25 protein-coding genes are annotated in these 26,983 nt (G+C 74.5%); 23 read left to right on the forward strand and 2 right to left on the reverse strand.

The annotated features are described in order from the left end of the window. Window positions 1–77: 77 nt before the first annotated feature. Window positions 78–1,094, reverse strand: a complete 1,017-nt coding sequence (locus ACZ3IL_RS11590) for a ScbA/BarX family gamma-butyrolactone biosynthesis protein (protein WP_467389022.1) — start codon at window positions 1,092–1,094, stop codon at window positions 78–80. 488 nt (window positions 1,095–1,582) lie between these two features. Between ACZ3IL_RS11590 and ACZ3IL_RS11595 the strand changes: the two genes are divergently transcribed. Next, entirely contained in the window at window positions 1,583–2,236 is a 654-nt protein-coding gene (locus tag ACZ3IL_RS11595; protein WP_467389023.1) for a ScbR family autoregulator-binding transcription factor, read from the forward strand. Between the two features lie 186 nt (window positions 2,237–2,422). Here ACZ3IL_RS11595 and ACZ3IL_RS11600 read toward each other — a convergent pair whose 3' ends face one another. Beyond that, window positions 2,423–3,451 (reverse strand): TetR family transcriptional regulator, encoded by a 1,029-nt coding sequence (locus tag ACZ3IL_RS11600; protein WP_467389024.1) that lies wholly within the window; start codon window positions 3,449–3,451, stop codon window positions 2,423–2,425. 211 nt (window positions 3,452–3,662) lie between these two features. Here ACZ3IL_RS11600 and ACZ3IL_RS11605 point away from each other — a divergent pair, with 211 nt between their 5' ends. From ACZ3IL_RS11605 to ACZ3IL_RS11710, 22 genes are all read left to right on the forward strand, one after another. After that, window positions 3,663–4,493 (forward strand): helix-turn-helix domain-containing protein, encoded by an 831-nt coding sequence (locus ACZ3IL_RS11605; protein WP_467389026.1) that lies wholly within the window; start codon window positions 3,663–3,665, stop codon window positions 4,491–4,493. Between the two features lie 323 nt (window positions 4,494–4,816). After that, entirely contained in the window at window positions 4,817–5,677 is an 861-nt protein-coding gene (locus tag ACZ3IL_RS11610) for an MBL fold metallo-hydrolase (RefSeq protein WP_467389028.1), read from the forward strand. Between the two features lie 172 nt (window positions 5,678–5,849). After that, window positions 5,850–6,497 (forward strand): AAA family ATPase, encoded by a 648-nt coding sequence (locus ACZ3IL_RS11615; RefSeq protein WP_467389030.1) that lies wholly within the window; start codon window positions 5,850–5,852, stop codon window positions 6,495–6,497. Window positions 6,498–6,559: 62 nt separating this feature from the next. Then, window positions 6,560–7,354 carry an AAA family ATPase gene (locus ACZ3IL_RS11620; protein ID WP_467389032.1) on the forward strand — a complete coding sequence of 265 codons (795 nt, stop codon included), beginning with the start codon at window positions 6,560–6,562 and terminating at the stop codon, window positions 7,352–7,354. 39 nt (window positions 7,355–7,393) lie between these two features. After that, window positions 7,394–8,857 carry an MFS transporter gene (locus tag ACZ3IL_RS11625; protein WP_467389034.1) on the forward strand — a complete coding sequence of 488 codons (1,464 nt, stop codon included), beginning with the start codon at window positions 7,394–7,396 and terminating at the stop codon, window positions 8,855–8,857. A 164-nt stretch (window positions 8,858–9,021) separates the two neighbouring features. Next, window positions 9,022–9,783, forward strand: coding sequence for an HAD family hydrolase (locus ACZ3IL_RS11630; protein WP_467389036.1), 762 nt, complete (start codon window positions 9,022–9,024; stop codon window positions 9,781–9,783). Beyond that, complete coding sequence (locus ACZ3IL_RS11635; protein WP_467389038.1) at window positions 9,780–11,129, forward strand: class I adenylate-forming enzyme family protein; 1,350 nt, start codon at window positions 9,780–9,782, stop codon at window positions 11,127–11,129. Before ACZ3IL_RS11630 ends, ACZ3IL_RS11635 begins: the two co-directional genes overlap by 4 nt. Continuing rightward, the gene (locus tag ACZ3IL_RS11640; protein WP_467389041.1) at window positions 11,126–11,854 is read left to right on the forward strand and encodes an SDR family NAD(P)-dependent oxidoreductase; all 729 of its coding nucleotides are present in this window, start codon (window positions 11,126–11,128) and stop codon (window positions 11,852–11,854) included. Before ACZ3IL_RS11635 ends, ACZ3IL_RS11640 begins: the two co-directional genes overlap by 4 nt. Continuing rightward, window positions 11,848–12,129 (forward strand): acyl carrier protein, encoded by a 282-nt coding sequence (locus tag ACZ3IL_RS11645; protein ID WP_388690920.1) that lies wholly within the window; start codon window positions 11,848–11,850, stop codon window positions 12,127–12,129. Before ACZ3IL_RS11640 ends, ACZ3IL_RS11645 begins: the two co-directional genes overlap by 7 nt. A gap of 3 nt (window positions 12,130–12,132) precedes the next feature. Further along, window positions 12,133–13,176 (forward strand): AvrD family protein, encoded by a 1,044-nt coding sequence (locus tag ACZ3IL_RS11650; RefSeq protein WP_467389044.1) that lies wholly within the window; start codon window positions 12,133–12,135, stop codon window positions 13,174–13,176. A gap of 370 nt (window positions 13,177–13,546) precedes the next feature. Continuing rightward, entirely contained in the window at window positions 13,547–14,275 is a 729-nt protein-coding gene (locus ACZ3IL_RS11655; protein ID WP_467389045.1) for an AAA family ATPase, read from the forward strand. An 11-nt stretch (window positions 14,276–14,286) separates the two neighbouring features. Then, entirely contained in the window at window positions 14,287–15,726 is a 1,440-nt protein-coding gene (locus ACZ3IL_RS11660) for an MFS transporter (protein ID WP_467389047.1), read from the forward strand. A gap of 1 nt (window position 15,727) precedes the next feature. Then, window positions 15,728–16,321 (forward strand): ester cyclase, encoded by a 594-nt coding sequence (locus ACZ3IL_RS11665; RefSeq protein ID WP_467389049.1) that lies wholly within the window; start codon window positions 15,728–15,730, stop codon window positions 16,319–16,321. Further along, on the forward strand, window positions 16,318–17,319 hold the full coding sequence (locus ACZ3IL_RS11670) for an FAD binding domain-containing protein (RefSeq protein ID WP_467389051.1): 1,002 nt from the start codon (window positions 16,318–16,320) through the stop codon (window positions 17,317–17,319). Before ACZ3IL_RS11665 ends, ACZ3IL_RS11670 begins: the two co-directional genes overlap by 4 nt. Continuing rightward, window positions 17,316–18,008 carry a (2Fe-2S)-binding protein gene (locus ACZ3IL_RS11675; RefSeq protein WP_467389053.1) on the forward strand — a complete coding sequence of 231 codons (693 nt, stop codon included), beginning with the start codon at window positions 17,316–17,318 and terminating at the stop codon, window positions 18,006–18,008. The genes ACZ3IL_RS11670 and ACZ3IL_RS11675 overlap by 4 nt, the downstream gene beginning before the upstream one ends. Continuing rightward, entirely contained in the window at window positions 18,005–20,359 is a 2,355-nt protein-coding gene (locus tag ACZ3IL_RS11680) for a xanthine dehydrogenase family protein molybdopterin-binding subunit (protein ID WP_467389055.1), read from the forward strand. The genes ACZ3IL_RS11675 and ACZ3IL_RS11680 overlap by 4 nt, the downstream gene beginning before the upstream one ends. Then, window positions 20,356–20,742 carry an acyl carrier protein gene (locus ACZ3IL_RS11685; RefSeq protein WP_467389057.1) on the forward strand — a complete coding sequence of 129 codons (387 nt, stop codon included), beginning with the start codon at window positions 20,356–20,358 and terminating at the stop codon, window positions 20,740–20,742. Before ACZ3IL_RS11680 ends, ACZ3IL_RS11685 begins: the two co-directional genes overlap by 4 nt. Beyond that, a complete protein-coding gene (locus tag ACZ3IL_RS11690) occupies window positions 20,739–21,509 on the forward strand; it encodes a 4'-phosphopantetheinyl transferase family protein (RefSeq protein ID WP_467389059.1) in 771 nt (256 codons plus the stop codon). Before ACZ3IL_RS11685 ends, ACZ3IL_RS11690 begins: the two co-directional genes overlap by 4 nt. Before the next feature lie 350 nt (window positions 21,510–21,859). Beyond that, window positions 21,860–22,963 (forward strand): IS701 family transposase, encoded by a 1,104-nt coding sequence (locus ACZ3IL_RS11695; protein WP_467389061.1) that lies wholly within the window; start codon window positions 21,860–21,862, stop codon window positions 22,961–22,963. Between the two features lie 14 nt (window positions 22,964–22,977). After that, window positions 22,978–24,048 (forward strand): ParB/RepB/Spo0J family partition protein, encoded by a 1,071-nt coding sequence (locus ACZ3IL_RS11700; RefSeq protein ID WP_467389063.1) that lies wholly within the window; start codon window positions 22,978–22,980, stop codon window positions 24,046–24,048. A gap of 21 nt (window positions 24,049–24,069) precedes the next feature. Further along, window positions 24,070–25,569, forward strand: coding sequence for a DHA2 family efflux MFS transporter permease subunit (locus ACZ3IL_RS11705; protein WP_467389065.1), 1,500 nt, complete (start codon window positions 24,070–24,072; stop codon window positions 25,567–25,569). A 24-nt stretch (window positions 25,570–25,593) separates the two neighbouring features. Continuing rightward, window positions 25,594–26,976 carry an FAD-binding oxidoreductase gene (locus ACZ3IL_RS11710; protein ID WP_467389067.1) on the forward strand — a complete coding sequence of 461 codons (1,383 nt, stop codon included), beginning with the start codon at window positions 25,594–25,596 and terminating at the stop codon, window positions 26,974–26,976. The last annotated feature ends 7 nt before the right edge of the window (window positions 26,977–26,983 follow it).

Below are 26,983 nucleotides of genomic sequence, written 5' to 3' on the forward strand. Positions count from 1 at the left end.
GGTGACCGCCGCGTGACGCGCCCCGACGGGGCCCGGGCCGGTGACCGGCCCGGGCCCCGTTCCGGGTTCCGCCGGGGTCAGGAGTGGGCGTACGCGGGGCGGGAGGCCGCCACCAGCGGGCCGTCCGCCGTCAGGCGGGTGGTGGTCACGGCCGCGGTGAAGAGCTCCCGGCCGTTCTGGTGGATCGTGACGCGCACCCGGCCGGTGTCCGCCTCCGGCTCGGCGTCCACCCAGCAGGGGGAGTCGAGTTCGGCGAAGCGGGTGAAGCGGGTCTCCATGGCCGTGGCGGCGGTCGGCAGCGGACCGGCGACCACGTGGGCGGCCTGGCGGGCCGCCTCCAGGAGGACCGCGCCGGGGACGTGGTCGACGGGGTGGTCGAAGAGCACCGGGTGGCGGGTGTCCACCCGCAGCTGCCAGCGGCGCGGGGTCCGGGTGGCGGCGAGCACCACGTTCTCGCGCAGCTTGTGGCCGACCCGGTGGGCGGGGACGGGCGGCGGGACCGGGACGGCCGCCGCCAGGGCGGCCTCCTTGTCCGCGTACGCCCCGCGCAGCCGGTTGTAGACGGCCGGGGCGTGGCTGGTGAAACGGGTCTCGGCGTTGCCCAGGCGGACTCCGTCGCGGTGGGCCTCCACGCGCAGGGAGAGGGCCAACAGGCCGCCGCGCCGCCGCACGATGTCGTGGCAGGTGATGTCGAGGGTGATCTCGGCGGGCAGCAGGCCGGCGCGCAGCCCCTCGGTGGCGGGGTCGGTGGTGTAGCTGAAGTGCTCCCAGATGAGGTGGTGGCCGAACGGCACGGTGTAGGCGGCGTGGGAGAGCAGGGGGAAGACCTGGCGCACCGTCTCGGCGAACAGCAGGGGGTCGTGGACGCCGTGCCGGGACCGCAGGACACTGTGCGAGCGGGGCCACTGGGCGGTCACCGTGAAGGCGTCCTCACCGGTGCGGTACCAGCCCGTCAGCAGCACCTCGGCGAGGGCGGCCTTGTGGACGTACTCGCGGGGAACGGTGGTGGTGACGGTGGCGGGCGGTTCGGCCGGCCCGCCGAACGCGGCCCGGAGGGCGGTGCTGGACGTGCGCTGGGCGTACTCGATCTCCATGTGATCCCCCTGGAAGATGTGTGATGGGCACAGGCCTGGCACGGACGGGCTCGGGCAGGGCGGGGCGGAGCCCCGGAGGCCGCGAGGGCGGCCCGGGTTCGAGCACGGGTGCGGACGGCAAGTGCTGACGCGGGTACAGGTCCAGTACTGAAGCTGACGCGGTGCGGGTGCTGTGCCGGGTGCTGGAGCATGTGCTGGAGTGGCGCAGTTCGTGGTGCGCGGTCGTCGCACAGGCGTGGTGCCGACAGGACGAGGGGCGAAGCCCGGGTTCCCCTCGCGGCTGGCTGCTCGGGATTAAAGTAGAGAGTGCTCGTTTTGTTTGTCGAGAGGAGAACGATCGAAACCCGAGAGTGGCTTGATCTGACTGCCGGAGGATGCGTTGATCGTTGAACGGGCCTCAGGCGACCCCTTCGCATAACATAGCGGGTGTTCGCTTTCTTTCGACGGGGGGCCGTCAGACATTCGTCCCAGGGGTAGTTGGAGTGATCGTGCCGCAGCCAAGGCAAACCCGTGCCATCCGGACCCGAGAGAAGATCATCCGGGCTGCCGCCGAGGTGTTCGACGAGAGCGGCTTCTCCGGGGCCAGCATGAACAAGATCATGCGCCGGGCGGAGACGACCATGGGAGCGATGTACTTCCACTTCGCCTCGAAGGAGGAGATAGCGCAGACGGTCATGAGCGAGCAGGCGTCCGACCTGACGTTCCCCGAGGGCGAGGACGGGCTGCAGCGGCTCTTCGACATCAACCTCGAGGTCGCCCACCAGATGCGCACCAACGTCCTCTTCCGCGCCGGCGTCCGGCTGGCCGTGGAGCAGGGCGACTTCGGCATGCGGGACGCCGCCCCGTACGAGCTGTGGGCGGAGGTGTTCCGGGAGCAGCTCGAGGCCGCCGCGCGCCGGGGCGAGCTGCTGCCGGGGGTGGACACGGCCGAGTTCGCCGAGATCCTCGTCGGCGCCTACACCGGCACCCAGCTGATGTCGAACATCACCACCGGCCGGGAGGACCTGATGGAGCGCATCGCCACGCTCTGGCGGTACCTGCTGCCCTCCATCGCCACGCCCGAGGTGATCGAGCGCCTCGACCTGCGCGGTCGTGAAGTCGTCGCCGAGAGCCGCCGGAAGAGTTCCGCGAACAGCTCCTGACCGGCCCGCCCGGGGGTGCGGGCGCCGGTCCCACGCCGGCGCGGTGCCGCCGTCGCGCCCCGGCCGGCCCGCCCGGGGCCGGGGCCCGCGGCCCCGGGCGGACCGTTCGAACTTAACCCCAACTCCCTTCAGCAAGAGCGGAGTTGGGGGATCGTGTGCGATCGCGGTGAAGTCCGGCGGTGGGTTTCAGGCCATGGAGGGGTCGTCGTCGCGTCCGCCGGGGAGCAGGACGCCCTCCGGCGCGCGCCGCCCCGGCCCCGCCCCCGGGGCCTCCGGCAGGGGGCGGCCGTGCGGTCCCGGCCCGGTGGCCTCCGCCCGGGCGCTGCCGTGCCGTTCCGCCCCGGGGGCCTCCGCTCGGGCGCTGCCGTGTCGTTCCGCCCCGGGGGCCTCCGCTCGGGCGCTGCCGTGTCGTTCCGCCCCGGGGGCCTCCGCCCGGGCGCTGCCGTGCCGTTCCGTCCCGGGGGTCTCCGGCAGCGGGCGGCCGTGCCGCCCCGGGATTCCCGCCCAGACCACCTCCCACACCTTGGCCAGCCGGCCCCGCACGCCCCACGCGCCGTCGGCACCGGGAAGCCCCGTGCCGGGGAGCCCCGTGCCGGGAAGCCCCGCGCCGGGGAGGCCGGTCCCCGCGCGTCCGTCGTCCCCCCCGCCCGCGCCCGGGGCGCCGTCGCGGCCCCCGCCCCCGAAGGGGGGCCGGTGCGCGCGCAGGGCCGAGACCTCCAGGTCGGACACGACGCAGACGACGAACACCCCGACCATCTCCAGGTCCTCCTCGCGCAGTTCGCCGCCGCGGTGGGCGGCGGAGAGCAGCGAGCGCACGGCCGGCGCCCAGGCGTCGCGCCAGTCGTGCTCCACCGGAAGTTCGCGGGAGAGCCGCGCCGCCGCCCGCACCACGTCCTCCTTCTCCAGGAGTCCGGCGAGCGCCTCCGTGACCCTGGCGATCCCCTCGGCGGGGGAGCGGGCCTCGCGGATCTCCCGTTCGACGGCGAGCCGGGTCAGCGCGCAGCCGCGTTCGCACACGGCCTCCGCCAGTTCGTTCTTCGCGGGGAAGTGGAAGGTCAGGGCGCCGATGGTGGCCATGGCCGCCCGGCTGATCCGGGTCAGGGAGGTGCCCGCGTACCCGCGGTGCGCGAACTCCTGGCCCGCTGCCTGGATGAGGAGCGCGCGCGTGCGTCCGCCCCGCTCCTGCTTGGTTGCTGATCGCCCGTAGTTCGTCATGCCTGGCCCTTCACGGTGGTCGGCGTCCTTCCGGCCCCCCGGCCGTGGTCCTCATGGGTAAAGAGCATCCCAGAAAAACAAAGAGAGTACTCTCTATGATGTAGAAAAAAGAGCGAGCGTTCTCTACGCTTCCGTTGGAGTGAGGAGGAGATGCACGATGACTCGTAACGGAACGGCGCCCTCCGCCGCTGTCGCGCGGCCCCGGAGATGCGTGGATCCCAGGCTGGCCGAACTCGGCAACTTCCTTGCGGAGCGCCGTGCCGAGGTCACCCCGCAGCAGGTCGGACTGCCCGGAGGAGCCGCGCGCCGGGTCCCCGGACTCCGCCGCGAGGAGGTCGCGATGCTGGCCGGCATCGGGGTGTCCTGGTACGCCTGGATCGAGCAGGGCCGCGCCAGGAACGTCTCCCCGGAGATCCTCGGCGCCATCGCCGGCGTGCTCCGGCTCGACGAGGCCCAGCAGCGGTACGCCCTGCGGCTCGCCGGGTACGCGGGCGCCGGACGCCCGCAGTCCTGCGCGGACGACGAACTCCCGCTGCTCCTCAGGATCGTGGACGGTTTCCTGCCCAGCCCCGCCTACGTCCTCAACCCCTACTGGGACGTGATGGTCGCGAACTCCTCCGCCACCCGGCTGCTGGGCCTGACCGGCGAGCGGCCGAACTACCTGGAGACGCTCTTCCTCGACCCGGCCGCACGCGAGCGGCTGCCGGACTGGGAGCGGGACGCCGCCGCCGCGGTGGCCGCCTTCCGGGTGCAGAGCGGGGACATGCTCACCGACGCCCGGCTGGCCGCGCTGGTGCGCGGACTCGCCGAACGCAGCCCGGTGTTCGCCTCGCTGTGGGCCCGGCACCTGGTCGCCGGGAGCGGCGGCGAGACCCAGACGGTGCGCCACCCGGAGCTGGGCGAGCTGGAGTTCACCCGGGTCTCGATGTGCGTGGGCGGCCGTCCCGGAGTGCAGGTGATCTTACTGACCCCGCAGTACGACACTGCGGAACTGACCGGGCTGTGGGCGTCCCGCGCTCCCGCCCGAACGGCCGCCGTATGAACGGCACATGACCAGACGGCACCTGCCCGAACGGCCGTCGCCTGAACGGCACACGACCGAACGGCGCCCGCCCGGACGACCGGCGGCCGAACGGTGCGTGACCGAACGGCCCGCGGGCGAGCGGCCCACGGATGAACGCCCCGCGCCTGAAGGGCACGTGCCCGAACGGCCCACGCCCGTACGGCACCGCCCCGGACCCGGCACCGCCCCGGACCCGGCACCGCCCCGGACTCGGCTCCGGCTCCGGCCCGGCACCGGCCCCCACTCCTGACCCACCCCCGCCCCGACCCCGTCCCACCGGACCAGTAGAGGAGCCCTCCGTCATGGCGATGGCCACCCCGTGGAACACCCCGGCCCGCACGGCCCGTTCGCTGAAGCTGGGCGACCACACGGTCACCTGGCTCCCCGACGGCTACGTGCAGCTCGACCCGCGCCGCTGGCTGCCGGAGACCACGGCCGCCGACTGGGCGGGGGAGAACGCCGGGCTGCTGGACCCCGAGGGCTGTCTCGCCGCCTCCATCGGCGCCCTGCTCGTCCAGTACCGGGACCGGGCCATGCTGGTGGACGCCGGTTTCGGCCCCCATGACATCCCCGCCGCCCACACCCACCCCGCCCTCGGCGTGCTCGTCGGCGGGAAGCTGCCCGCGGCGCTGGAGGGGGCCGGCGTGCGGGCGGCCGACATCGAGCTGGTCGCGTTCAGCCATCTGCACGACGACCACTTCGGCTGGGCCTTCCGGCCCGGTGAGGGTGCCGCGTCCCCCTTCTCCTCCGCCGTGTTCGCGGCCTCCGCGCCCGAATGGGCGAACTGGCCGCAACCGGTGGGAGGTTCGCCCCGGGTCCGGGTGATCGACGACGGCGAGGAGGTCTTCCCCGGCGTGACGGCCCGGGTGACCCCCGGCCACACGGCCGGTCACACCTCGTACGTCCTCGACACGGACGAGGGCCGGCTGATCGCCTTCGGCGACGTCTTCCACACCCCGGCGCAGCTCGCCCGGCCGGAGTGGAAGGTCTCCATGGACGCCCTGCCCGAGCAGGGCGTGGCCACCCGGCGGGCGATGCTCGCGGAACTGGCCGAGCCCGGCACCCTCGCCTTCGCCAACCACTTCTCCGACGTCGTCTTCGGACGCCTTTCCGAGAAATCCGGAACCGCCCGCTGGGAGCCCCTGGAAGAACTTCGCGCATGACATGACGCCCGCGACAGGAATTCCTTTCCTTCGGCCCGGCCCCGGTATTCGCGGGGCCGGGACCTCCGCATGTCTCCTTTTCTTTCCTCCCTGTTGCCGGCGGCAATAGGTGCCGCAACAGCACCACCAATAAGGGCTGGGACAGGAGCGAGTCGGCTGAAATGATTTCGGCATGACTCAGAGAATCGCAATCGTCGGCGCCTACGGCTCCGGGAAGACGCTCCTCTCCAAGGCCCTCTCCGAGGCGACCGGACTTCCCTACACGCAGGGGACCGCCATGCGCGAGCCCATCGGCGGCGAGGGGAAGCACATCTGGAACTGGACCCCCGGGGAGCTCCTCCAGCTCACGGTCAAGCGCTACGCCGAGCGCACCCTCAACGAGGCCGCCCACCCGGCCGGCTTCATCAGCGACGGCTCGATCGTCCACGAGTGGGTCTTCGCCAAGCTCCGCCTGGTCACCGGCCCGACCCCGGGCACCGAGGCCCCCGTGGACAGCCGCTTCCGCGACGAGGTCACCGCCGCCTACGAGGACGTCGCGGACAACATCGGCAAGCTGGCCGTGCGGCACGCCAAGACCGCGTACGACGCGTTCTTCCACCTCCCGATCGAATTCCCGATGTCGGAGCAGAACCCGCCGATCAACGACATCTTCCGCACCCTCTCCGACGAGGTCCTGCTGCCCGCGCTCGCGGACACCGGGCTTCCCGTCCACACGGTCACCGGCACGCCGGCCGAGCGTCTCCAGAAGGTTCTCGACATCACCGGGCTGCCCGCCGTCGTCGACATCGACAAGGCGCTCGACGCCGTACAGGGAAAGTAGTCACGGCTCCGTTCCACTCACCTCGAAGCATCCGAAGCGCCACCAGAGAAAGGCACGAGAAAATGAAGCTCGATGTTCCCCAGTGGAGCGACAAGCCCGATCTCAAGCTGGCGATATCCGGTACGTACTCGTCCGGTAAGTCGACCACCACGGAAGCACTCTCGATCGCGACCGGCATACCGCGCACCCACGCCAAGACCTCCCGCGAACTGCTCGTGGACCTCGTCCCGGGCAAGACGGTGATGGAGCTCAACGCCATGGAGCTCGTCAAGCTGGGGCTGCGCCGCTACGAGGAGCGCCTGGCCAACGAGTCCGGCACCGGGGCCTTCATATCCGACGGCGGCGTCTTCCACGAGTGGGTGTACTTCGAGGCCCGCATGCGGGTCGGCATCAACCCGGGCATGCCGTGGTGGTTCCAGGGCGTCAAGAAGGCCATGGGCGTGACGTCCAAGCGCTTCTACCAGAAGTACACGGACACCCTCGGCGAGATCCAGAAGGACCGCGCCAAGCGTTCGTACGACGCCTACGTGCACCTGCCGGTGGAGTTCGACATGGACGCCGACGGCCACCGCCCGGTGTCCGAGCCGTTCCGCCGGCTCTCCGACGACCTGCTCGTCGAGGCCCTGGAAGAGATCAAGATCCCCTACCGCATCGTCGGCGGCCCGATCCCCGAGCGGATCGAGAAGATCGTCGAGATCTTCGGCCTGCCGGTCGTCGTCCCGATCCCCGAGGCCATCGAGGAGGCGGAGCGACGCGTCGCCGCCGACATCGAGGACCTCCAGGCGAACCTCGCCTACATGGAGGCGCAGCGACGGAAGTCCTTCGGACGCCGCCTCGCCTACGCCTTCCGCTACTGATCCACCCCCCCACCCGTACCCGACCGGAAGGAAACCGGCGTGCCCACGAGCGTGCAGGCCAAGCCGCGTCGTCTGGGAGCGATCCTCGGCCTCCTGGCCTTCGCCCAGATGATCATCGCGATCGACTACAACATCATGTTCGTGGCACTGCCCGACATCGGCAGCGACCTCGGATTCTCCGCCCAGAACCTCCAGTGGGTGATCTCCGCCTACTCCGTCGCCTTCGGCGGCTTCCTGCTCCTGGGCGGCCGTGCCACGGACCTCTTCGGCCGGAAGAACATGTTCCTCTTCGGCCTCTTCCTCTACGCGGCCTCCTCGGTCCTCGGCGGTCTCGCCACCGAGTCCTGGCTGCTCGTGGCGGCCCGGGTGGTCCAGGGCCTCGGCGGCGCGTTCCTCGCGCCGGCCACCCTGTCCCTGGTCACGACCCTCTTCGCGGAGGGCACCGAGCGCAACCGGGCCCTGGCGGTCTGGGGCGGTGCCGGCGGCTTCGGCATGGTCCTCGGCGCCATCCTCGGCGGCCTGCTCACCGACTGGTTCGGCTGGCAGGCGGTCATGTGGGTCAACGTCATCGCCGCCGGCGCGGCCATGACCTACGGCATCGGCGCCCTGCCGAAGACCGCGAAGGCCAGCACCCGCGGCTTCGACCTGCCCGGCGCCGTCACCGGCACCGTCGCCTCCACCCTCCTGGTCTTCACCCTGGTCAACGGGCCCGAGGCGGGCTGGGATTCGCTCACCACCGTCGGCAGCCTGATCGGCTCGCTGGCGCTCTTCGCCCTCTTCCTCGGCATCGAGTCCAGGACGCGCGCGCCGATGATGCCGCTGCGCCTCTTCGCCAACCGCAACGTCACGGTCGGCACCTCGGTCACCTTCCTCTTCATGGCGACGTTCGGCGCCTACGCCTACTTCCTCACCCAGTACTGGCAGGTCGTCCAGGGCTACAGCGCCTGGGCCACCGGCTTCGCCTTCCTGCTCCCCTCCGGCTGCGTCCTGATCGGAACCGTCGCCGCCGGGAAGCTGATGAACGCCTACGGCGCCCGCAAGACCCTGCTGCTCGCCCTCACCGTCGGCCTGGTGGGCACCGTCGCCCTCGCGCTGACCCTGACGCGGGACTCCTCGTACGCGGTCATCGCCGTCCCGCTGATCGTCCTCTCGCTCGGCCAGGGCGTCATCTTCACGGCCATGTTCGCCGCCGCCACCACCGGCGTCGCCGACGAGGAGCAGGGCATCGCCTCCGGCATCGCCACCACCGGCCAGCAGATCGGCGGCGCCGTCGGCCTCGCCGTCCTGATCGCCGTCGCGGCCACCGCCGCCGGAGGCGACACCACCGACCCGGCCCGGCTCACCGACGGCATCCTCGTCGCGACCTGGGCCACCGCCGCCGGCATCGCGCTGACCTTCCTCGCGACGCTCGGCCTGAAGAAGCCGGCCGCGACGCGGGTCGCCGCCGGTGACGCGAACACGGTGACCGCCGAGCCGGCCCCGGCCGTCACCGAAGGCGTCTGACGCGGCTCCCCCTCGCGCCGGACGCCCGTCGCACGGCCCCTCCCTCCACAGACCCCCGCGGGGGGAGGGGCGCGGTGCGCCGGGACCACTCCCACCGCGGCCAGGGCGCCCCGGCCCCGCCGGGGCCCCCGGCCCGACCACGCCCGGAAAGGTTGAGGACGCAGATGAACGGCCACCGCACCGCATTCTTCGACGTGGACGGCACACTCACCACCGTCCCGAGCATGTTCCGCTTCCTGCGCCACTACCTCTCCGCGCGGGGACACCCGCCCCACGAGTACATCGGCCGCCGCCGCGAACTGAAGGCGATGAACGAGATCGGCTGCCCCCGCGAGGCCACCAACCGGGCCTACTTCGCCAACCTGGAGGGCGCCCGGGCCGCCGAGGTCAACGTCCTCGCCGAGGACTGGTTCCGCGAGGAACTGCGCGCCGGGGGCTTCTTCCACGAACACGGCGTCGCGGCACTGCGCCGCCACCAGCAGGACGGGACCCGCGTCGTCCTCGTCTCCGGCTCCTTCCCCGCCGTCCTCGACCCCATAGCCGACCACCTCGGCGCCGACGAGGTCTGGTGCACCGAGCCGGAGATCGTCTGGGGCCGCTACACCGGCAACCTGTACCGCCCCCCGATGCTCGCCGGCCGCAAGGCCGAGACGCTGCGGAAGGTCGCCGCCGCGCACGGCACCAGGCCCGAGCGCTGCGTCGCGTACGGGGACCACGTCTCCGACCTGCCGATGCTCAGGGCCGCGGGCACCGCGGTGGTCGTCGGCGGCGACAAGGTCCTGCGCGCCCACGCACGCATCAACGGGTGGTCCCTGCTGCCCGCCGCGCCGGTCCCGCCGGCGCTCGACCTACCGCTGTGGCACACCGGCCCGACCGGTTTCCCGGAGGCCGTGACGAACGAGGTGAAAGAGGTGGAAAGCGTATGACTTCCTGGTTCTTCGACCGGATGCGGAGCTTCGGCGACGCCGACGCCATCGTCTTCGACGGCGTCACCCACAGTTACGCCGAGCTCGTGCGGCTGACCGGCGACTGGGAGCGGTTCCTCGACCGGCACGACGTCCGGGCCGGCCGGGTCGTCGCGATCGAGGGCATCAGCAGCGTCGAGGCCTGCGCGGGGCTGCTCGCGCTCGTCGCACGCGGCGCGATCGTCGTCCCGCTGACCCCCCTGCCGGCCGCCAAGCGCACCGAGTTCCTGGAGGTCGCCGAGGTCGAGACGGTCATCTCGATCGACTCCACGCACTGGCGGCGCGCCGTCGAGACCACCGGCCGCGAGGCCGGCCACGAGCTCTACGGCAGGCTCCGCGCCGACGGCGTGCCCGGCCTGGTGCTCTTCAGCTCCGGCACCACCGGCCGCAGCAAGGCGAGCGTCCTGGACTTCTCCAAGGTGCTCGCCAAGTACGGCCCGCCGGTCCGGCCCGCCCGCACCCTGGGCTTCCTCAGCCTGGACCACATCGGCGGCATCAACACCCTGCTGCACACCCTCAGCCAGGGAGGCGCCCTCGTCACCGTCGGGGAGCGCACCCCCGAGACCGTCTGCGCGGAGATCGAGCGGAGCCGCATCCAGATCCTGCCGACCACGCCGACGTTCCTGAACATGCTGCTGATATCCCGGGCCTACGAGCGGTACGACCTCGATTCGCTGAAGCTGATCACCTACGGCACCGAGCCGATGCCCGAGGGCACCCTGACCCGGCTGGCCAAGGCGCTGCCCGGCGTCCGGCTGAAGCAGACCTACGGGCTCTCCGAGCTGGGGATCATGCCCACCAAGTCCCGCGACGACGGCAGCCTGTGGGTGAAGCTGGGCGGCGAGGGGTTCTCGTACCGGATCGTCGACGGCATCCTGTGGATCCGCTCCGACATGGCGATGCTCGGCTACCTCAACGCGCCGGCGCCCTTCGACGAGGAGGGCTACTTCAACACGCAGGACGCGGTGGAGACGGACGGCGAGTACGTCCGCATCCTGGGCCGCACGTCCGAACTCATCAACGTCGCGGGGGAGAAGGTCTACCCCAACGAGGTCGAGAACGTGCTCCTGGAGCTCGACTACGTCGCCGACGCCGTCGTCTCGGGCCGCCCGAGCCACGTCACCGGCCAGGTCGTCAAGGCGGTCGTCAAGCTCACCGGGCCCTGCGACGACCCGAGGGTCACCGCGCGCCGGGTGCGCGAGCACTGCGCGCGGCGCCTGGAGGCCTTCAAGGTGCCGGTCGTGGTCGACGTCACCGAGACGGACACGCACTCGGACCGCTTCAAGAAGATCCGGGTCGCGGCGTGAGCGGGCCCCGGGTCGCGGTGGTCAGCGGCGGCAGCCGGGGACTGGGCCGGGTCCTGGTGGAACGGCTGCTGGCCGAGGGCTGGCGGGTGGCGACGTTCAGCCGCAAGCCCAGCGGGTTCACGGAGACGACGGAGCGGGAGCGGCCGGAGGACTTCCTGTGGGAGCCGGTCGACCTCCACGACACCGCGGCGCTCCGGCGGTTCGTCAAGACCGTGCGGGAACGGTTCGGTTCGGTCGGCCTGCTCGTCAACAACGCGGGCGTGCTCCACCAGGAGCTCTTCGCGACGATCGCCCCCCGGAAGATCGACGACCTGCTGGCCGCCAACCTGACGGCGCCCGTCCACCTGACCCAGGCGTGCGTGCGGCTGATGATGCGCGACGGCGGGGCGGTCGTGAACATCTCGTCCATCAACGCCGTCCGGGGCTACCGCGGCGTCGGGGTGTACGCGGCGGCCAAGGCCGGCCTGGAGGGCTTCGGCCGCGCCCTCGCCAGGGAGCTGGGGCCGGTCGGCATCCGGGTCAACACCGTCACCCCCGGCTTCTTCGACAGCGAACTCACCTCGGACGTCACCGATCGCAATCGGGAGAAGATCCAGCACCGCACCCCCCTGGGGCGGCTCGGCACGGCGGAGGAGATCGCGGACGCGGTCCTCTTCCTGGCCTCCCCGCAGGCACGTTTCATCACCGGTCAGTCACTGGTCATCGACGGAGGAATCACATGCTGAACGACCAGAACGTCAAGGAGATCATCGAGCGCGAGATCCAGTCCGTGGTGCTGAGCTCGGACCAGGAGGAGCTGTCGCTGGACGACGAGCTGCTCAAGTCCGGGGTCAACTCCCTGATGCTGGCGCAGCTGCTGATACAGCTGGAGACCGAGCTGGGCGTGGACCCGTTCGGCGAGCAGCTCTCCATCACGGAGGTCCGCACGCTGCGCGAGCTGGTCGGCGCCTACGAGGCCGCGCTGGAGCGGGCGGCGACCGGTGCGACGGTGGGTGCGTGAGCCGTGACCGCCGCCGTTTCCGCACTGACCCTGAAGTCGATCGACGACTACCTGGGGCCGGGTGAGGGCCGCTTCTTCTCCCGCGGGTACCAACGGGCCTCCTATCTGGTCCGGGACGTCGTCGCCACCCCCGCCGGGACCGAACGGCCCGGCATCCGGGCCACCGTGGACGTCGGCTACCCCGCCGACTGGTCCCGCAAGAAGGACGGCACGGACCTGCGCCCGCACCTGAGCACCGTGGACGCCCTCGTCCTCGGCGTCCAGCTCGCCGAACTGCACCTGGTCCACGCGTACGGCCTGCGGGGCGCGGCCCGGTCCACCATGCGGCTGCGCCGGGTCGTGCTGCGGGCGGGCGGCGCGCCGCAGGAGGAGCTGCGGGGGATTCCGGCCTCCTCCCGCCTGGTGCGCACCGAGGAGGTGCCGGGCGCCCCCGGCAGGTTCCTGTCCGTCCACGACGGCGCGGTGGGCTCCCTGCGGGTGCGCTGCGAGATCGAGCACGACACGGGCGGACGGGCCACCGGCGAGGGCCGCTTCGGCAGCCTCGACGAGGGCCTCGGCGACGGCCGGTTCCGCTTCTACGGCGAGGGGTTCAAACGGCGCCGGCACGTCATCAGCGACGTCGAGGTCGACATGGAGGAGCTGACCGCCGGGGCGGACGTGCACTTCCGGGACGACCGGCCCGCCGGCGGGGTGTCCCTCGGCGTGGACGCGGCCGCCGGGCCGGCGGTGTCGCCGGTGGACGCGTTCGTGGTCAACCTCCAGCTCGTCCAGGTGCTGATGTACGAACTGGACCGGATCGACCGGGCCAACAGCAACACGCTGTGGATGATGCAGACGGTGCTGACCGCGGCGGACACCGCCCCGCCGCTGCCGACCGACCCCTCGGAACCGGCCCGGGCCACGGCCCGGCTGCTCTCCAAGCGGCTGCTGCCACTGCGCGGGGGCATCTGGCGCAGCGTCGAGATCGAGGCGGACCTGGCCGGGGTCGGGGTGCGCTGCTCCTTCGCGCACGAACTCCCGCCGGAGGCCGCCGCCCGGGCGGTCTGACCCCGGGCGGTCCCACTCCGGGGGCCCGGCTCCGGGTCCGGGGCCCTCCCGTACCGGCCCCGGGCCCCCCTCTCGGTCTTGGACCCCCGTACCGGTCCCGGACCCCCGTACCGGTCCCGGACCCCCCCGTACCGGTCCCGGACCCCCCCCGTACCGGTCCCGGACCCCCCGTACCGGTCCCGGACCCCCCGTACCGGTCCCGGACCCCCGTACCGGAGTCCGGCGCCTCCCCCCGCCGGACCCGACGCCCCCCGTGCCCGGGAACACGCCGTGCCGTGTTCCCGGGCCGGGCCGGGCCGGGCGCCCCCCCCCGCACGGCCGTGGAACGACCCGCCTCCCCGTACACCCACCGACCAAGGAGCACCAGCAGATGCGTCTCGCCGTCTCCGGGACCTACGCCGCGGGGAAGACCTCCACGGCCACCGCGCTCTCCCACTACACCGGCATCCCCTTCGCCCCCGCCCGCTCCATCCGGGAGATCCTGCCCGACGCGGTCCCGGGCAAGGCGCTCGCCGAGGTGACCCCCGCCGAGTACCTCCAGCTCGCGGTCCGGCGGCACGCCGGGCGGGTGCGGAACGAGGCGCGGCTCGGCGAGCGGCTGATCTCCGACGGGTCCTCGCTCCAGGAGTGGATCTACGCCGCCGCCCGCGTCCGGTTCGGAATGGACCCGGCCGCCCCCGCCCCCGCCCCGCCGCGCTCCGCCGCCATGGAGTTCTTCGCGGAGGCCGTCGACCAGCTCGGGCACGCCTTCCGCCAGCACGTGCGGGAGACGTACGACGGCTTCGTGCACCTGACGGCCCCGCCGGGCGCCGCCGGAAGGCCCGAAGGGCACCGGAGGATGCACCCCGCCTTCCGCGCGTTCTGCGACGACATGCTGCTGCGGACCCTGGAGGGCCTCGGCCTCCCGTACCACGTCGTGGCGGAACCGGACCGGGCCGAGCGGCTGCGGACCATCGCCGTCCTGTACGGGCTCGCTCCCGTCCGCCCCGCCGAGGAGGCCCTCGCGCTGGCCGCCGAGGAGTACGCCGCCATCGACTGGCGCCTGGAGCGGGACCGGACGCAGAGCACCGCCTCGCTGGCCGCGGCGAGGACCCGGTGAACGGCGGCGCGGTGCCGTACGAACGCCGCCGGCTGATGCTCCCCGTCGTCCTGGCCGCCCTGTTCATGGCCCAGTTCGACCTGTACGTCGTCAACGTCGCCGCCCCCACCCTCGGGGACCGCCTGGGTGCCGGCCCCGTCGCCCTCGAACTCGTCGTCGCCGGTTACGCCTTCACCTACGCCGGTGGCCTGATCACCGGCGGCCGGCTCGGCGACCTCCTCGGCAACCGCGTGATGTTCCTCGGCGGGACGCTCGCCTTCACCGCGGCCTCGCTGCTGTGCGGCCTGGCCCAGAGCCCCGGGCAGCTGGTCGCCGCCCGGCTGCTCCAGGGACTGGCCGGCGCCGCCATGGTGCCGCAGGTGCTCGCGCTGATCACCGGCGTGTTCGGACCGGCCGAACGCCCGCGCGCGCTCGCCTGGTTCGGGGTCACCATCGGGGTCGGCGCCGTCGCCGGACAGGTGCTCGGCGGCGCGCTCCTGGAGGCCGGGTCCTCGGGGCCCGGCTGGCGGATCGTCTTCCTGGTCAACGTGCCGGCCGGGCTGCTGACCCTCCTCCTCGCCCGGCGGGTCGTGCCGGGCCCCCCGAGGGTGCGGTCGGGCACCGGCCTCGACCCGGTCGGCGCCCTCGGGGTCCCGGCCGGCCTCGCACTGGCCCTCGTCCCGCTGATGACCGGCGGGTCCGGCGGCTGGCACGCCTGGTCCTGGACCTGCCTGGCCGCCTCCGTGCCCGTACTGGCCGGGACGCTCGCGTGGGAGCGGCGGCTCGGGCGGCGCGGCGGGTCCCCGCTGCTCGACCCGGCGCTGTTCTCCGCCGGCTCCTTCCGCCGCGGCCTCGTGGTCAGCGGGGCCGTCTTCGGCGCCTTCTTCAGCTTCCTGTTCGCGCTCACCCTGGTGCTCCAGTCCGGCCTCGGGCTCTCCCCGCTCGGCGCCGGCCTCGCCTTCGCGCCGCTCGGCGTGGCGTTCGCCGTCGCCTCCATGGCCGCCCGGCGCACCCCGCCCGGCAGGGGCACCCGCACCGTGCTGACCGGGATCGCCGTCGCCGCGACCGGACTGCTCGCCCTCCTCGCCGAACTCCTCGCCCTGCCCGGCGACCCGGGCCTCGCGCGGCTGCTGCCGCCGATGGTGCTCATCGGGTTCGGCAACGGGTTCGCCGTCCCCGCGCTGACCGGCGCCGTGCTGTCCGGCGTGCGGCCCGGCCAGGCCGGTGCCGCCGCCGGTGTGCTCACCACCGCCCAGCAGTTCGCGAGCGCGGTGGGCGTCGCGCTGATCGGCTCCGTCTTCTTCGCCGTCCTCGACGGCCGGACCGGACCCGCCGCCCACGCGGAGGCGCTGCGCTGGGTCGTGGGCATCGGGTTCGCCCTGGTGCTGGTGGCGGCCGCGGCCGCCCGCTCGCTGCCCCGCCCCGCGGCACCCGCCGCGGCCCCCGTCCCCCAGACCACCGGAAAGGCATGACATGCGGCACCGGACGCAGACCCCGGCCGGGGCACCCACCCAGGACCCGGCCGGAACGCTCACCGAAGACCGGGCCGGGAGGCCCGCCGAAGGACCGGCCGGGGCGTTCGGCGAGGGCCCGGCGGGGAGGTCCGCCGAGGGCCCGGCCGGAGACCCGGCCCGGGACACGGCCGAAGCGCGGAAGAAGAAGATCGCCCTGCTCTTCGAGCGGATCATCACCCACGGCGACCTCGACCTCGCCGACGAGCTGTTCCACGAGGACTTCACCTGGCCCCAGTTCGGGCTGCGCGGACCCGAAGGGGTGCGGCAGTGGGTGCGCGCCTTCCGGACGGCCTTCCCCGACATGGTCGACCGGGTCGTCGAGCAGTGGGCCGAGGGCGACACGGTCATCACCCGCGTGGAGTGCACCGCCACCCAGCTCGGACCGTTCCGGGGACTGCCCCCGAGCGGCCGCAGGGCCACCTTCGCGGCGCTCGGCATCGACCGGTTCCGCGGCGACAAGGTCATCGAGCGCTCGGCGCACTTCGACCTCGCCGACCTGATGCGCAAGTACGGCCACACCGAACTGCGGGTGCCCGAGGTGGACCGGCCGTGAAGCCCGCACCCTTCTCCTACGTCCGCCCGCGCACCGCCGCGGAGGCGGTGGACCACCTCGCGGCGGCGGCCCGCGACGGCCGTGAGGCCCGGGTCCTCGCCGGCGGCCAGTCCCTGGTCCCGCTCCTCAACCGGCGCCTCGTCCGGCCCGACCTGCTCGTGGACCTCGGCCGGCTGCCCGGCCTCTCCGGCCTGCGGGCGGACGGGACCGGCGTGCGGATCGGGGCGATGACCCCCCATGCCGTGCTGGAACACGGCGCCGACCCCGTGCTGCGCCACCGGCTCCCGGTGCTGCCGGAGGCCGCCGCCCTGATCGGGCAGCCGCCCGTACGGGTGCGCGGCACGGTCGGCGGCAGCCTCGCGCACGCCGACCCGTGCGCCGAGTGGTGCCTGCTCGCGGTGCTGCTCGACGCCGAGCTGACGCTGTTCGGGCCGGACGGCACGCGGACGGTGGGCGCGCCGGCGTTCCTGCGGGGCCGCCACCGCACCGCGCTGCGGGCGGGGGAGATCCTCACCGCCGTCCGCTTCCCGCACGCCGAACCGTCCGCCGCCCTCGTCGAGTACGGGGTCCAGGCGGGCCGGCTGCCGGAGGCGGCCGCCTCCGCCGCGCTGACCCTGGACGCCGCCGGGCGGATCGCGGCGGCCCGGATCGCGGTGGCCGGCCCGTGGGACGTGCCGGTGCGTGCGCACGCGGCGGAGGCCCTGCTGACCGGCGCCCGCCCGGAGCCGGACGCCTTCGCGGCGGCGGCCGGGGCGGCGGTCGCGGCGGTCGCGGCGGGGGGCCCGTCCGGCGGTCCCTCCGAGCCGTCCGGTGGTTCCTCCGGCGTGTCCGGCGGTCCCTCCGAGTCGTCCGGTGGTTCCTCCGGAGCGCCCGGTGGCCACTTCGGGAGCGGTGAACTGGCCTCTCTCGCGGGGGCGTTGCTGCGGCGTGCCCTGGCCGTCTCCGCCGGCCGGGCCCGCGCGGCGGCCGCGCGCCGTCCCGAGGCGGTGGCGGCATGAGCACCGGCACCCCTCCGGCGAACGGCTTCCCGGAACCCGCGAGCGGCCCCGGCCCCGCCGCCGCGCCCGTCATCCCGCCCATGTCCGGCGGCGCCACCCCTACCGCGTCCGGCGACCCCGCGCCCCCGCCCACGTACGGCGGCACCACCCCGCCCGCGTACGGCGCCCTTGCGCCCTCGCCCGCACACGGCGACCCCGCGCCCCCGCCCGGTCGCGGCACCGCCGGCACCGTTCCGGTCGTGCTCGCCGTCAACGGCGACGCGCCCCGGACCCTCGGCGTCGAGCCCCGGCGCAGCCTCGCCGACGTGCTGCGGCGCGACCTGGGGCTGACCGGGACGCGGGTCGGGTGCGAGACCGGGGTGTGCGGCTCGTGCACCGTCCTGCTGGACGGGGAGCCCGTACGGTCCTGCGTCGTGCTCGCGGCGCAGGCCGACGGGCAGCACGTCGAGACCGTCGAGTCGCTCGCCGGGGACGACGGGCCGCTCGGCCCGCTCCAGCGGGCGTTCCGGGACCACTTCGCGCTCCAGTGCGGCTTCTGCACCCCCGGGTTCCTCATGCTCGGCACCGCCCTGCTGCGCCGCGAACCGCACCCGGACCGGGCGCGCGTCCGGGAGTGCGTGTCCGCGAACCTCTGCCGCTGCACCGGCTACCAGCCCGTGATCGACGCGATCGAGGCGGCGGGCCGGTGAGCGCCCTCGGACGGTCCGTGCCCCGCCTGGAGGACGACCGGCTGCTGCGCGGACGCGGCCGCTTCCACGACGACGTGGTCCGCCCGGGCCAGCTGTGGATGCGCGTCGTGCGGTCGCCCGTCGCGCACGCCGCGCTCCTCGGCACCGACGTCGCGCGCGCCGCCGCGCTGCCCGGCGTCGTCGCCGTGATCACCGCCGCCGACCTGCCGCCCGGCACCCGGATACCGGTGCGCCAGCCGCACCCCGGCCTCGACTTCACGCCCCACCTCCAGCCGCCGCTGGCCACCGGGGAGGTCCGCTACGCCGGTGAGCCCGTGGCCGCCGTCCTCGCCGAGGACCCCTACCTCGCCGAGGACGCCGCCGACCTCGTCCGGCTCGACCTCGACCCGCGCGAGCCCGTCCTCGACGCCCGTACCGCGCCCCCCGGCGAGGGGGTCGGCACCGTCGAGTTCGGGTACGGGGACGTCGACGCCGCCTTCGCCGGGGCCGCCCACGTCGTCGCCGCCGACCTGCGCACCGGACGGCACAGCGGCACCCCGCTGGAGCCGCGCGGCCTGGTCGCCGAACCCGACCGCGACACCGGACGGCTCACCGTCTGGGGCGCCGCCAAGATCCCGCACATCAACCGGCGGGTCCTGGCCGGCCTGCTCGACCTGCCCGAACACCGCATCCACCTGCGGGAGACGGACGCCGGCGGCAGCTTCGGCATCCGCGGCGAGTTCTATCCCGAGGACTTCCTCGTCCCCTTCCTCGCGCTGCGCACCGGCCGGCCGGTGAAGTGGAGCGAGGACCGCGCCGAGCACATGACCGCCGCCAACCACGCCCGCGAGCAGCGGCACCGGATCGAACTGGCGCTGGACGCCGACGGGAACCTGCTGGCGCTGCGCGACGAGGCCTGGCTCGACAACGGCGCCTACGTCCGCACGCACGGCGCGGTCGTCGCCGCGCTCACCGCCTCGATGATCTCCGGGCCGTACCGGCTGCCGGCCTGCCGCTCGCGGGTGCACATCGTCAAGACCCACAAGACCCCGATCGGCACCTACCGGGCCCCGGGCCGCTTCCAGCACAACTTCGTGCGCGAGCAGGCCCTCGACGTGGCCGCCGGCCGGCTCGGCCTGGACCCGGTCGAGCTGCGCCGGCGCAACCTGCTGACGGCGGACGAACTCCCGCACCGGCGCCCGATGGAGGTCTTCGGCTCCCCGATGGTCCTCGACGGCAAGGACCACCTGGAGCACTTCGACAAGGCCCTGGCCGACGTCGGCTACGAGGACTGGCGGGCGGAGGCGCGGACCGCGCGCGCCGCCGGCCGGCTGGTCGGCACCGGTTGCGCGGTCGTCCTGGAGAAGGCGGGCCTGGGCTACGACAGCGCGGTGGTGGACATCGGCGTGACGGGCGCGGTCCGGGTGGTCATGGGCGGCGCCAGCGTCGGCCAGGGCATTCAGACCGTCATGGCGCAGATCGCCGCCGAGGAGCTGGGCGTGCCGGCGGGGTCGGTGCACGTGGTGCTGTCCGACACCGACCTGCTGTCCGACGGCGGCGGCACGTTCGGCAGCCGCTCGACCGTGGTCGGCGGGACGGCGGTGCGCGGGGCGGCCCTGAAGGTCCTGGCGAAGGCGCGCGCGGTGGCGGCCGAACTGCTCGGCGCCGCACCGGAGTCGCTCGTCCCCCGGGACGGCGGCCTTGCGGTCGCCGGGGACCCCGGGCGCCGGCTGGACTGGGGGCGGATCGCCGCCGCGAGCTTCGGGCCGCGCTGGACGGCGACCGGCGACGAGCCCGGTCTCATCGGGCGGTCCACGTACGCCGCGCAGGGCATGACGTACCCCTACGGGGCCCACTTCGCGCAGGTCGAGGTGGACCCGGACACCGGTGCGGTCCGGCTGCTGCGCTACGCGGTGACCTACGAGGTCGGCCGCGCCGTCCACCCGGAGTCCGTCCGGGGCCAGCTGCTCGGCGGCGCGGTGCAGGGCATCGGCGGCGCGCTGTCCGAGGAGTTCCGCTACGACGAGCACGGCGTCCCGCTGACGCCGACGCTCGACGACTACCTGTGGCCGCGCGCGGCCGACCTCCCCGAGATCCGGGTGCTGGTCTACGAGGACGCGCCGGCACCGGGCAATCCGCTCGGCCTGCGCGGCGCCGGCGAGGGGGGCACCGCGGGCAGCGGCGCCGTCCTCGCGGGCGCCGTGCGGGACGCCCTGGGGCTCACCGGCGACGTCGGCGCCCTGCCCCTGCACCCCGCCCGGGTGCGGTCGCTCGTCCGGTCCCGCCGGAACGGGCGGAGCGACCGGAACGACCGGGACGACCGGGAAAACCGGAGCAACGAGAACAACAACGAGAACAAGGAGGCACCGTGACCGTGGACCAGGGAGTGCTCGACTGGCTCCATACCGATCCCGACTGGGATCTCCCGGAGTCCGGCCCCGAAGGCCCGCTCGCCGTGGACGTGACCGCCCCCTCGGCGGCCGCGCTCGCGGCGGCGGACCCGGCGGAGCGCGGGGAGATCGTCTTCGCGTACGTGCGCCGGGAGGTGGCCCGCTCCGTGGGCCTCGCCCCGGAGGACCTGGACACCGGACGGCCGCTGGCCGCCGTCGGCGTCGGGTCGATGCTCGGCTGCGAACTCCGGTACCGGCTCCTGGACGCGCTGGGCGTCGCGCCGGAGCTGAAGGACATCCTGACGGCGGAGGACACGCGCGCGCTGGCCTCGATGCTGGTGGACCGGCTCGGGTATGGCGGATGACCGCGACCCTGGCGCCGCCGGCCGGCGCGGACGTGTGGCTGCTGCGGCAGCCCGGGCCGGACAGCATCACCGGTGTCCTGGAGATGGGGGAGCTGGACGAGGCGGAGCTCCAGCGGGCGCGGGCCTGCCGCCGCCAGGCCGGCGGGTACCTGTACGCGGCGGCGCACATCGCGCTGCGGCGGGTGCTGTCCGCCTACGTGGGCGAGCCCGCGAAGGACCTCGTCTTCGGGCGGGGCCCGTGCCCGTGCTGCGATCTGCGGCACGGGCGGCCGATGCTGGTGAACCCCGAGTCCGACCTGCACTTCTCGCTGTCGCACAGCAGCGGGATGGTGCTGATCGGGGTGGCGCGGGTGCCGATCGGCGTGGACGTCGAGAGGACCCCGAGCGCGGAGACCGCGCGGGTGTGCGCGCAGGCCTTCCACCCGGAGGAGCGCGCGGAGCTGGCCGGGGTCCCCGAGTGCGCGGGGACGGCGGCGTTCGGGCGGCTCTGGACCCGTAAGGAGGCCTATCTGAAGGGGCTGGGCACCGGCCTGGGCCGGGACCTGTCCCTGGACTACCTGGGGTGGGAGACCGAGAAGCACCCCGAGGGGTGGTCGGTGGTGGACGTGCCGGCCGGCCCGCGCCACACGGCGGCGGCGGCGATCGGCCACGACGGGGCCCCGCAGGGGCCGGTCGTCCTGCGCTGGCTGCCGATGGAGAGCCTGTACAGCGGCAACCGCGCCGATCTGACGCGGCGGGCCCCCGTGCTCGCGGAACTCGCCGCCTGAGGCGGGCGCGCTCCGGAACCCCGGCCGGGTGACCCGCCCGGCCGGGGTTCGCGCGTGCCGGCCGCCGTGCGCCGCCCGGTGCGGCGCGGTCCGCCGTGCCGGGGGCCCGGGCGTCGCGGGTGCCGTGCCACGGGGCCCGCCACGCCGTGACTCCCGTGCGGCGTACGGGACTTCGCGCGGCCCGCCGTGCCGTACGGTCCGCCGTGCCGTACGCCTCCCGTGTCCGTGGCGGTGCCACGGCGGGAACTTGCCAAAGTCGCCCGGCCGGGTCCCCGGGCTCCCAAAACAAAGAGAACACTCGCTATTCTTGGGCTCTGGCCACACGACCCGCTCGCCGGAGGGAGCCCGTCATGCCCGTACCGCAGGCCGCGCGCGTGCCGGAGACCGTGCCGACCGATCCGCTGGCCCGGCGTCTGTTCCACCGCCTGCCGCGTGCCGACCAGCGCCGCTGGGCCGGTGCCTACCTGTCGGGGCTCGTCACCACGCCCGGCAGGAAGTCCGTGCGCAACATGGCGCGCTCCGCCGGTGCCTTCGAGACCGCCGCGCAGTCGCTGCACCAGATCGTCAACTCCAGCCCCTGGGCGTGGGAGCCGGTGCGCCGCGAACTGGCCGGCTGGTGCGGGGAACGGGCCCGGGTGCGGGCCCTGCGGGTGGCCCCCGTGACCGTCCCCAAGCGCGGGGAGCACTCCGCCGGGGTGCACCGCCGCTTCGACCCGGCCGGCGGACGGTCCCTCACCTGCCAGCTCGCCCTGGGGGCGTTCCTCGTCACCGACCGGGGCACCGTCCCCGTCGACTGGCGCCTGAGCCTGCCCGGCCGCTGGAGCGAGGACGGCGGACTGCGCGAGCGCGCCCGGATACCGGAGACCGTCCGCGACGGGTTACCCGGCCGGCCCGGCCTCGACCTGATCGACGCCGCGGCCGCCCACCCCGTCACCGCCGGCCTCCCGGTCCTCGCCGGGGCGGAGGCGCCCGACGAGGCCCTCCGGCTCGTCGCGGGCCTCGCCGGGCGGTCCCTGCCCTTCGCCGTCTCCGTACCGGCCGCCACGCCCGCGCTGTGCGGGCCGCCCTGCGACCGGACCGCGCGCACGGCCCCCCTCGCCGATCTGGTGCGCCGCCTCGGCCCGGCCCCGGCCGGCCCCGCCGGGAGCCGGGCGCGCCGCGTCCCCGCCGTCGTCCGGCTGCCCGGAGTCGCCGTCCCGCTGGCGCTGCTCACCGAGCGGACCGCCGGGTCCGGGGGGCCGGCGCGGTACTGGATCACCGGGACCGACGGCGCCTCCGCCCCGCTCGTCCGCCTCGCCGCCGCCGCGCTCCCCCTGGAGGTCCTGGAGGAGTGCGGGCTGCACGACTTCGAGGGGCGCTCCTTCCCCGGCTGGCACCGCCACATGACCTTCGTCGCGGCCGCCGCCGCCCACCGGCTGCTGGGCCGGGACTCCGTCCTGCCGACCGCGCTCTGACCCGAGGAGCCGACATGTACGTCCTGACGGCGGAAACCCCCGCCCGCGACGCCGTGCCGACGGCGGCCGGCCCCTCCGGGGCCCCGCACCACCCGTCCGTACCGCCGCCCGCCCCGCACCACCCGTCCGTACACGCCCCCGGGACACCGGCGCCGGCCGCGGAGGTGGACCACGTGCCGGTCGACGCGCTCCTGGAGGCGGACTCCCCCCGGCTGGCCGGGATCGACCACGACCACGTGCTGCTGCTCGCCGGACTGGAGACCGCCCTCCCGCCGATCGTGGTGCACCGCCCCACGATGCGCGTGGTCGACGGCGCGCACCGGCTGCGCGCGGCCCGCCTCAACCGCCGCGAGACGATCCCCGTCCAGTGGTTCGACGGCACCGAGCGGGAGGCGTTCCTGCTGGCCGTCGAGGCCAACAACGGGCACGGCCTGCCGCTCACCCTCGCCGACCGCCGCGCCTCGGCCCGCCGCATCCTGCGCCTCTGGCCCGAGTGGTCCGACCGGGCGGTCGCGGCGAAGGTGGGGCTCTCCGGCAAGACCGTCGGCGTGCTGCGCCGCGCCGACGCCGGGACCGGCGAGACGCCCGCCGTGCGCGTGGGCTGCGACGGCCGGGCCCGGCCCCTGAGCGCCACCGAGGGGCGGCTGCGGGCCGTGGACTACCTCGCCGTGCGGCCCGACGCCTCACTGCGCGAGATCGCCCGCTCCGCCGGCATCTCCGTGGAGACCGCCCGCGACGTGCGCGACCGGCTCGGCCGGGGCGAGGGCCCGCTGCCCCCCGGCGGCACCGGCTCCCGGGGCGCGCGGGCGCGGGAACCGCGCGGGTGCGCCGGAAGCGTGGCGCCCGCCGACCTGCCGACCGTCCTGGACTCGCTCAGGCGCGACCCCGCCCTCAAGTACAGCGACGAGGGCCGGGCGCTGATCCGCTGGCTGGAGCACCGGATCGTGCGCGAGGAGGAGAGCGGACTGCCGCTGCGCGCCCCCGCCCACCAGGCCCCGAAGATCGCCGCCATGGCCCGCGCCTGCGCCGCCTACTGGGAGGCGATAGCCACCGAGCTGGAACGGCGCGACGCGCGCCACCCGTAACCACCCCCGGGAGATGATGAGATGACGGACGCCGCCCCGAACACCGCCCCCGCCCCCGGCAACCCCTGGGCCGCGCTGTCGGCCCTCTGCGTCGGCTTCTTCCTGATCATGATGGACACCACCATCGTGACCGTCGCCATCCCCGGCATGATGGCCGGCCTCGACGCCGACCTCAACCAGATCACCTGGGTGCACAGCGTCTACCTGCTCACCTACGCCGTCCCGCTGCTCGTCGCCGGCCGGCTCGGCGACCGCTTCGGCCGCAAGCCCGTCTTCCTGACCGGCATGGCCGTCTTCACGGCCGCCTCCCTGGGGTGCGGTCTCTCCGGCACCGCGGGGACCCTCATGGCCGCCCGCGCGGTCCAGGGGTTCGGCGCGGCCCTCATGGCGCCGCAGACGATGGCCTTCGTCACCACTCTCTTCCCGCCGCACCGCCGGGGCGCCGCCCTCGGCGTGTGGGGGGCCGTCGCGGGCCTGGCCACCACCGCGGGGCCGCTGCTCGGCGGCTTCCTCACCGGCTCCGCCGGCTGGGAGTGGATCTTCCTGGTGAACGTGCCGATCGGACTGGCCGGCCTCGTCATGACCGCGCGGCTGGTCCCCGGCGGCCAGCCCCGCAACCACCGCCGCTTCGACCTGCCGGGCACCCTGCTCTCCGGACTCGGCCTGTTCGCCCTCGTCTTCGGCCTACAGAACGGCCAGCACTACGACTGGGGCACGATCACCGGCCCGCTGGACGTCGTCACCGTCATCGCCGCCGGCCTCGTGCTGCTCGCGGCGTTCGTCGTGTGGCAGCGCGTCAACCCGCGCGAGCCGCTGATGCCGCTGTCGGTCCTCCGCCGCCGCCACTTCGGCTCCGCCGCCTTCGCCGCCGCCGCCATCGGCTTCTCCGTCACGGGCCTCTACCTGCCGCTGACCCTGTTCATGCAGGACGTCATGGGGCTCAGCCCGCAGCAGGCGGGCCTGCTGATGGTGCCCATCGCCGTCTCCAGCGGCCTGACCGGCCCCTTCGCCGGCACGCTCTCCGACCGGGTCCCCGGCAAGTGGGTGGTCCTCGGCGGCTTCCTGGTCTTCGCCGCCGGCCTCGGCCTGCTCGCCCTCGCGATGGACGCCCACGCGGGCGTCTGGCCGACCGCCGGGGCCCTGTTCCTCGCGGGCATCGGCACGGGGGCGGCGTTCGGGCCGATGGCGAACGTCGCCACCGGCGCGCTGCCCGCCGAGGTCATCGGCGCCGGAGCGGGCGTGTACAACGCCGTGCGGCAGGTCGGCTGCGTCATCGGCGCCGCCGCCGTCGGCGTGCTGACGCAGGCGCGGGTCGAGCGGTTCCCCGACGACCTCGGCCGGGCCGCGGGCACCACCCTGCTGCTGCCCGTCGCCGTCCTCCTCGTCGGTGCCGCCGCGTGTCTCCTCATGCCCTCCGACCCGTCCGGAAAGGACCACGCGCCGGTTTCCGGAACACCGGAGGGAACCACCGAGAATTCCGGCCTCGAAAAGGTCGGTCGACGCAGCACGAAGCAATTCTGAAACACCATGAAAGGAACACGGCTGATGTCTGGCGACCGTGCACGGATCGACGTCACCTCCCTCGCGGAAAAGGTGACAGGGCCCGTCCTGACACCGGGGCAGAAGGGTTACGAGGAGGAACTCACCGGATTCCAGGCCGGCTACCGCCACGACCCGGCCGTGGTCGTCGGCGCGGCCACCGCCGAGGACGTGCGCGCCGCCGTCGCCTGGGCCGCCGGACGGGGGCTCCCCGTCGCCGTGCAGTCCACCGGGCACGGCGTCACCGTCCTCGACCGGGGCGGCCTGGTGATCACCACCGGGCGCCTGGACGGGATCACCGTCGACCCGGACGCCCGCACCGCGCGGATCGGCGCGGGCGTCCGCTGGGAACAGGTCGTCGCGCGGACCGCGCCGCACGGCCTCGCCCCGCTCTGCGGTTCCGCCGGGCACGTCGGCGTCGCCGGCTACACCCTGGCCGGCGGCCTGGGCCTGCTGGCCCGCGAGTTCGGCTACGCCGCCGACCTGGTCCGCTCCCTGGACGTGGTCACCGCCGACGGGCGGCTGCGCACCGTCACCGCCGACGACGACCCCGACCTCTTCTGGGCGCTGCGCGGCGGCCGGGACAACTTCGGCCTGGTCACCGCCCTGGAGATCGACCTGCTCCCGGTCGCCCGGGTCTACGGCGGCGGACTGTACTTCGACGCCGGCCGGGCGGAGGAGGTCCTCGCCCACTTCAGGACCTGGACGGAGACCGTGCCCGAGACGGTCACCGCCTCCGTCGGCATGATCGAGTACCCGCCGATCCCGGTCTTCCCGGAGCCGCTGCGCGGCCGCCACGTGGTGCACGTCCGCCTGGCCACCACCGACCTCGCCGCCGGGCCCGGGCTGGCCCGCTCCTGGCGGGAGTGCGGCGTCGAGGTCCTCCACGACCACCTGGGCGAGATGGACTTCACCGAGGTCGGCTCCATCTACGCCGAGCCCTCCTTCAGCCACGCCTACGACGGCAACGCGGTGCTGCTCAGCGAGCTGAACGACACCGTCCTGGAGGCCGTGCGCACCCTGGCCGGGCCCGGCGCCCCGGTGCCCTGCGTCGTGGACCTGCGCCACCTCGGCGGGGCCCTGTCCCGCGAGCCCCGGGTGCCCAACGCGGTCCCGTACCGGGAGGCGCGGTACATCCTGCGGGTGCTGTCCGGCTCCGACGACGCGCCCGCCGGGGACGTCCGCGCCGCCCACGCGGCCCTGGACGAGGCGGTGCGGCCCTGGACGCTGGGCCGCTCGCTGAACTTCGTCTACGGCGAGCGCTCCGCGGGCGACTTCGCCGATGAGCTCTACGACCCGGCGACCCGGGCCCGGCTGGCCCGTCTGAAGGCCGTGTACGACCCGGGCAACCTGTTCCGGAGCAACCTCAACATCGCGCCGGCCGCGTAGCGCCCGC

The sequence above is a fragment of the Streptomyces sp. NPDC014907 genome (genome assembly GCF_055562975.1).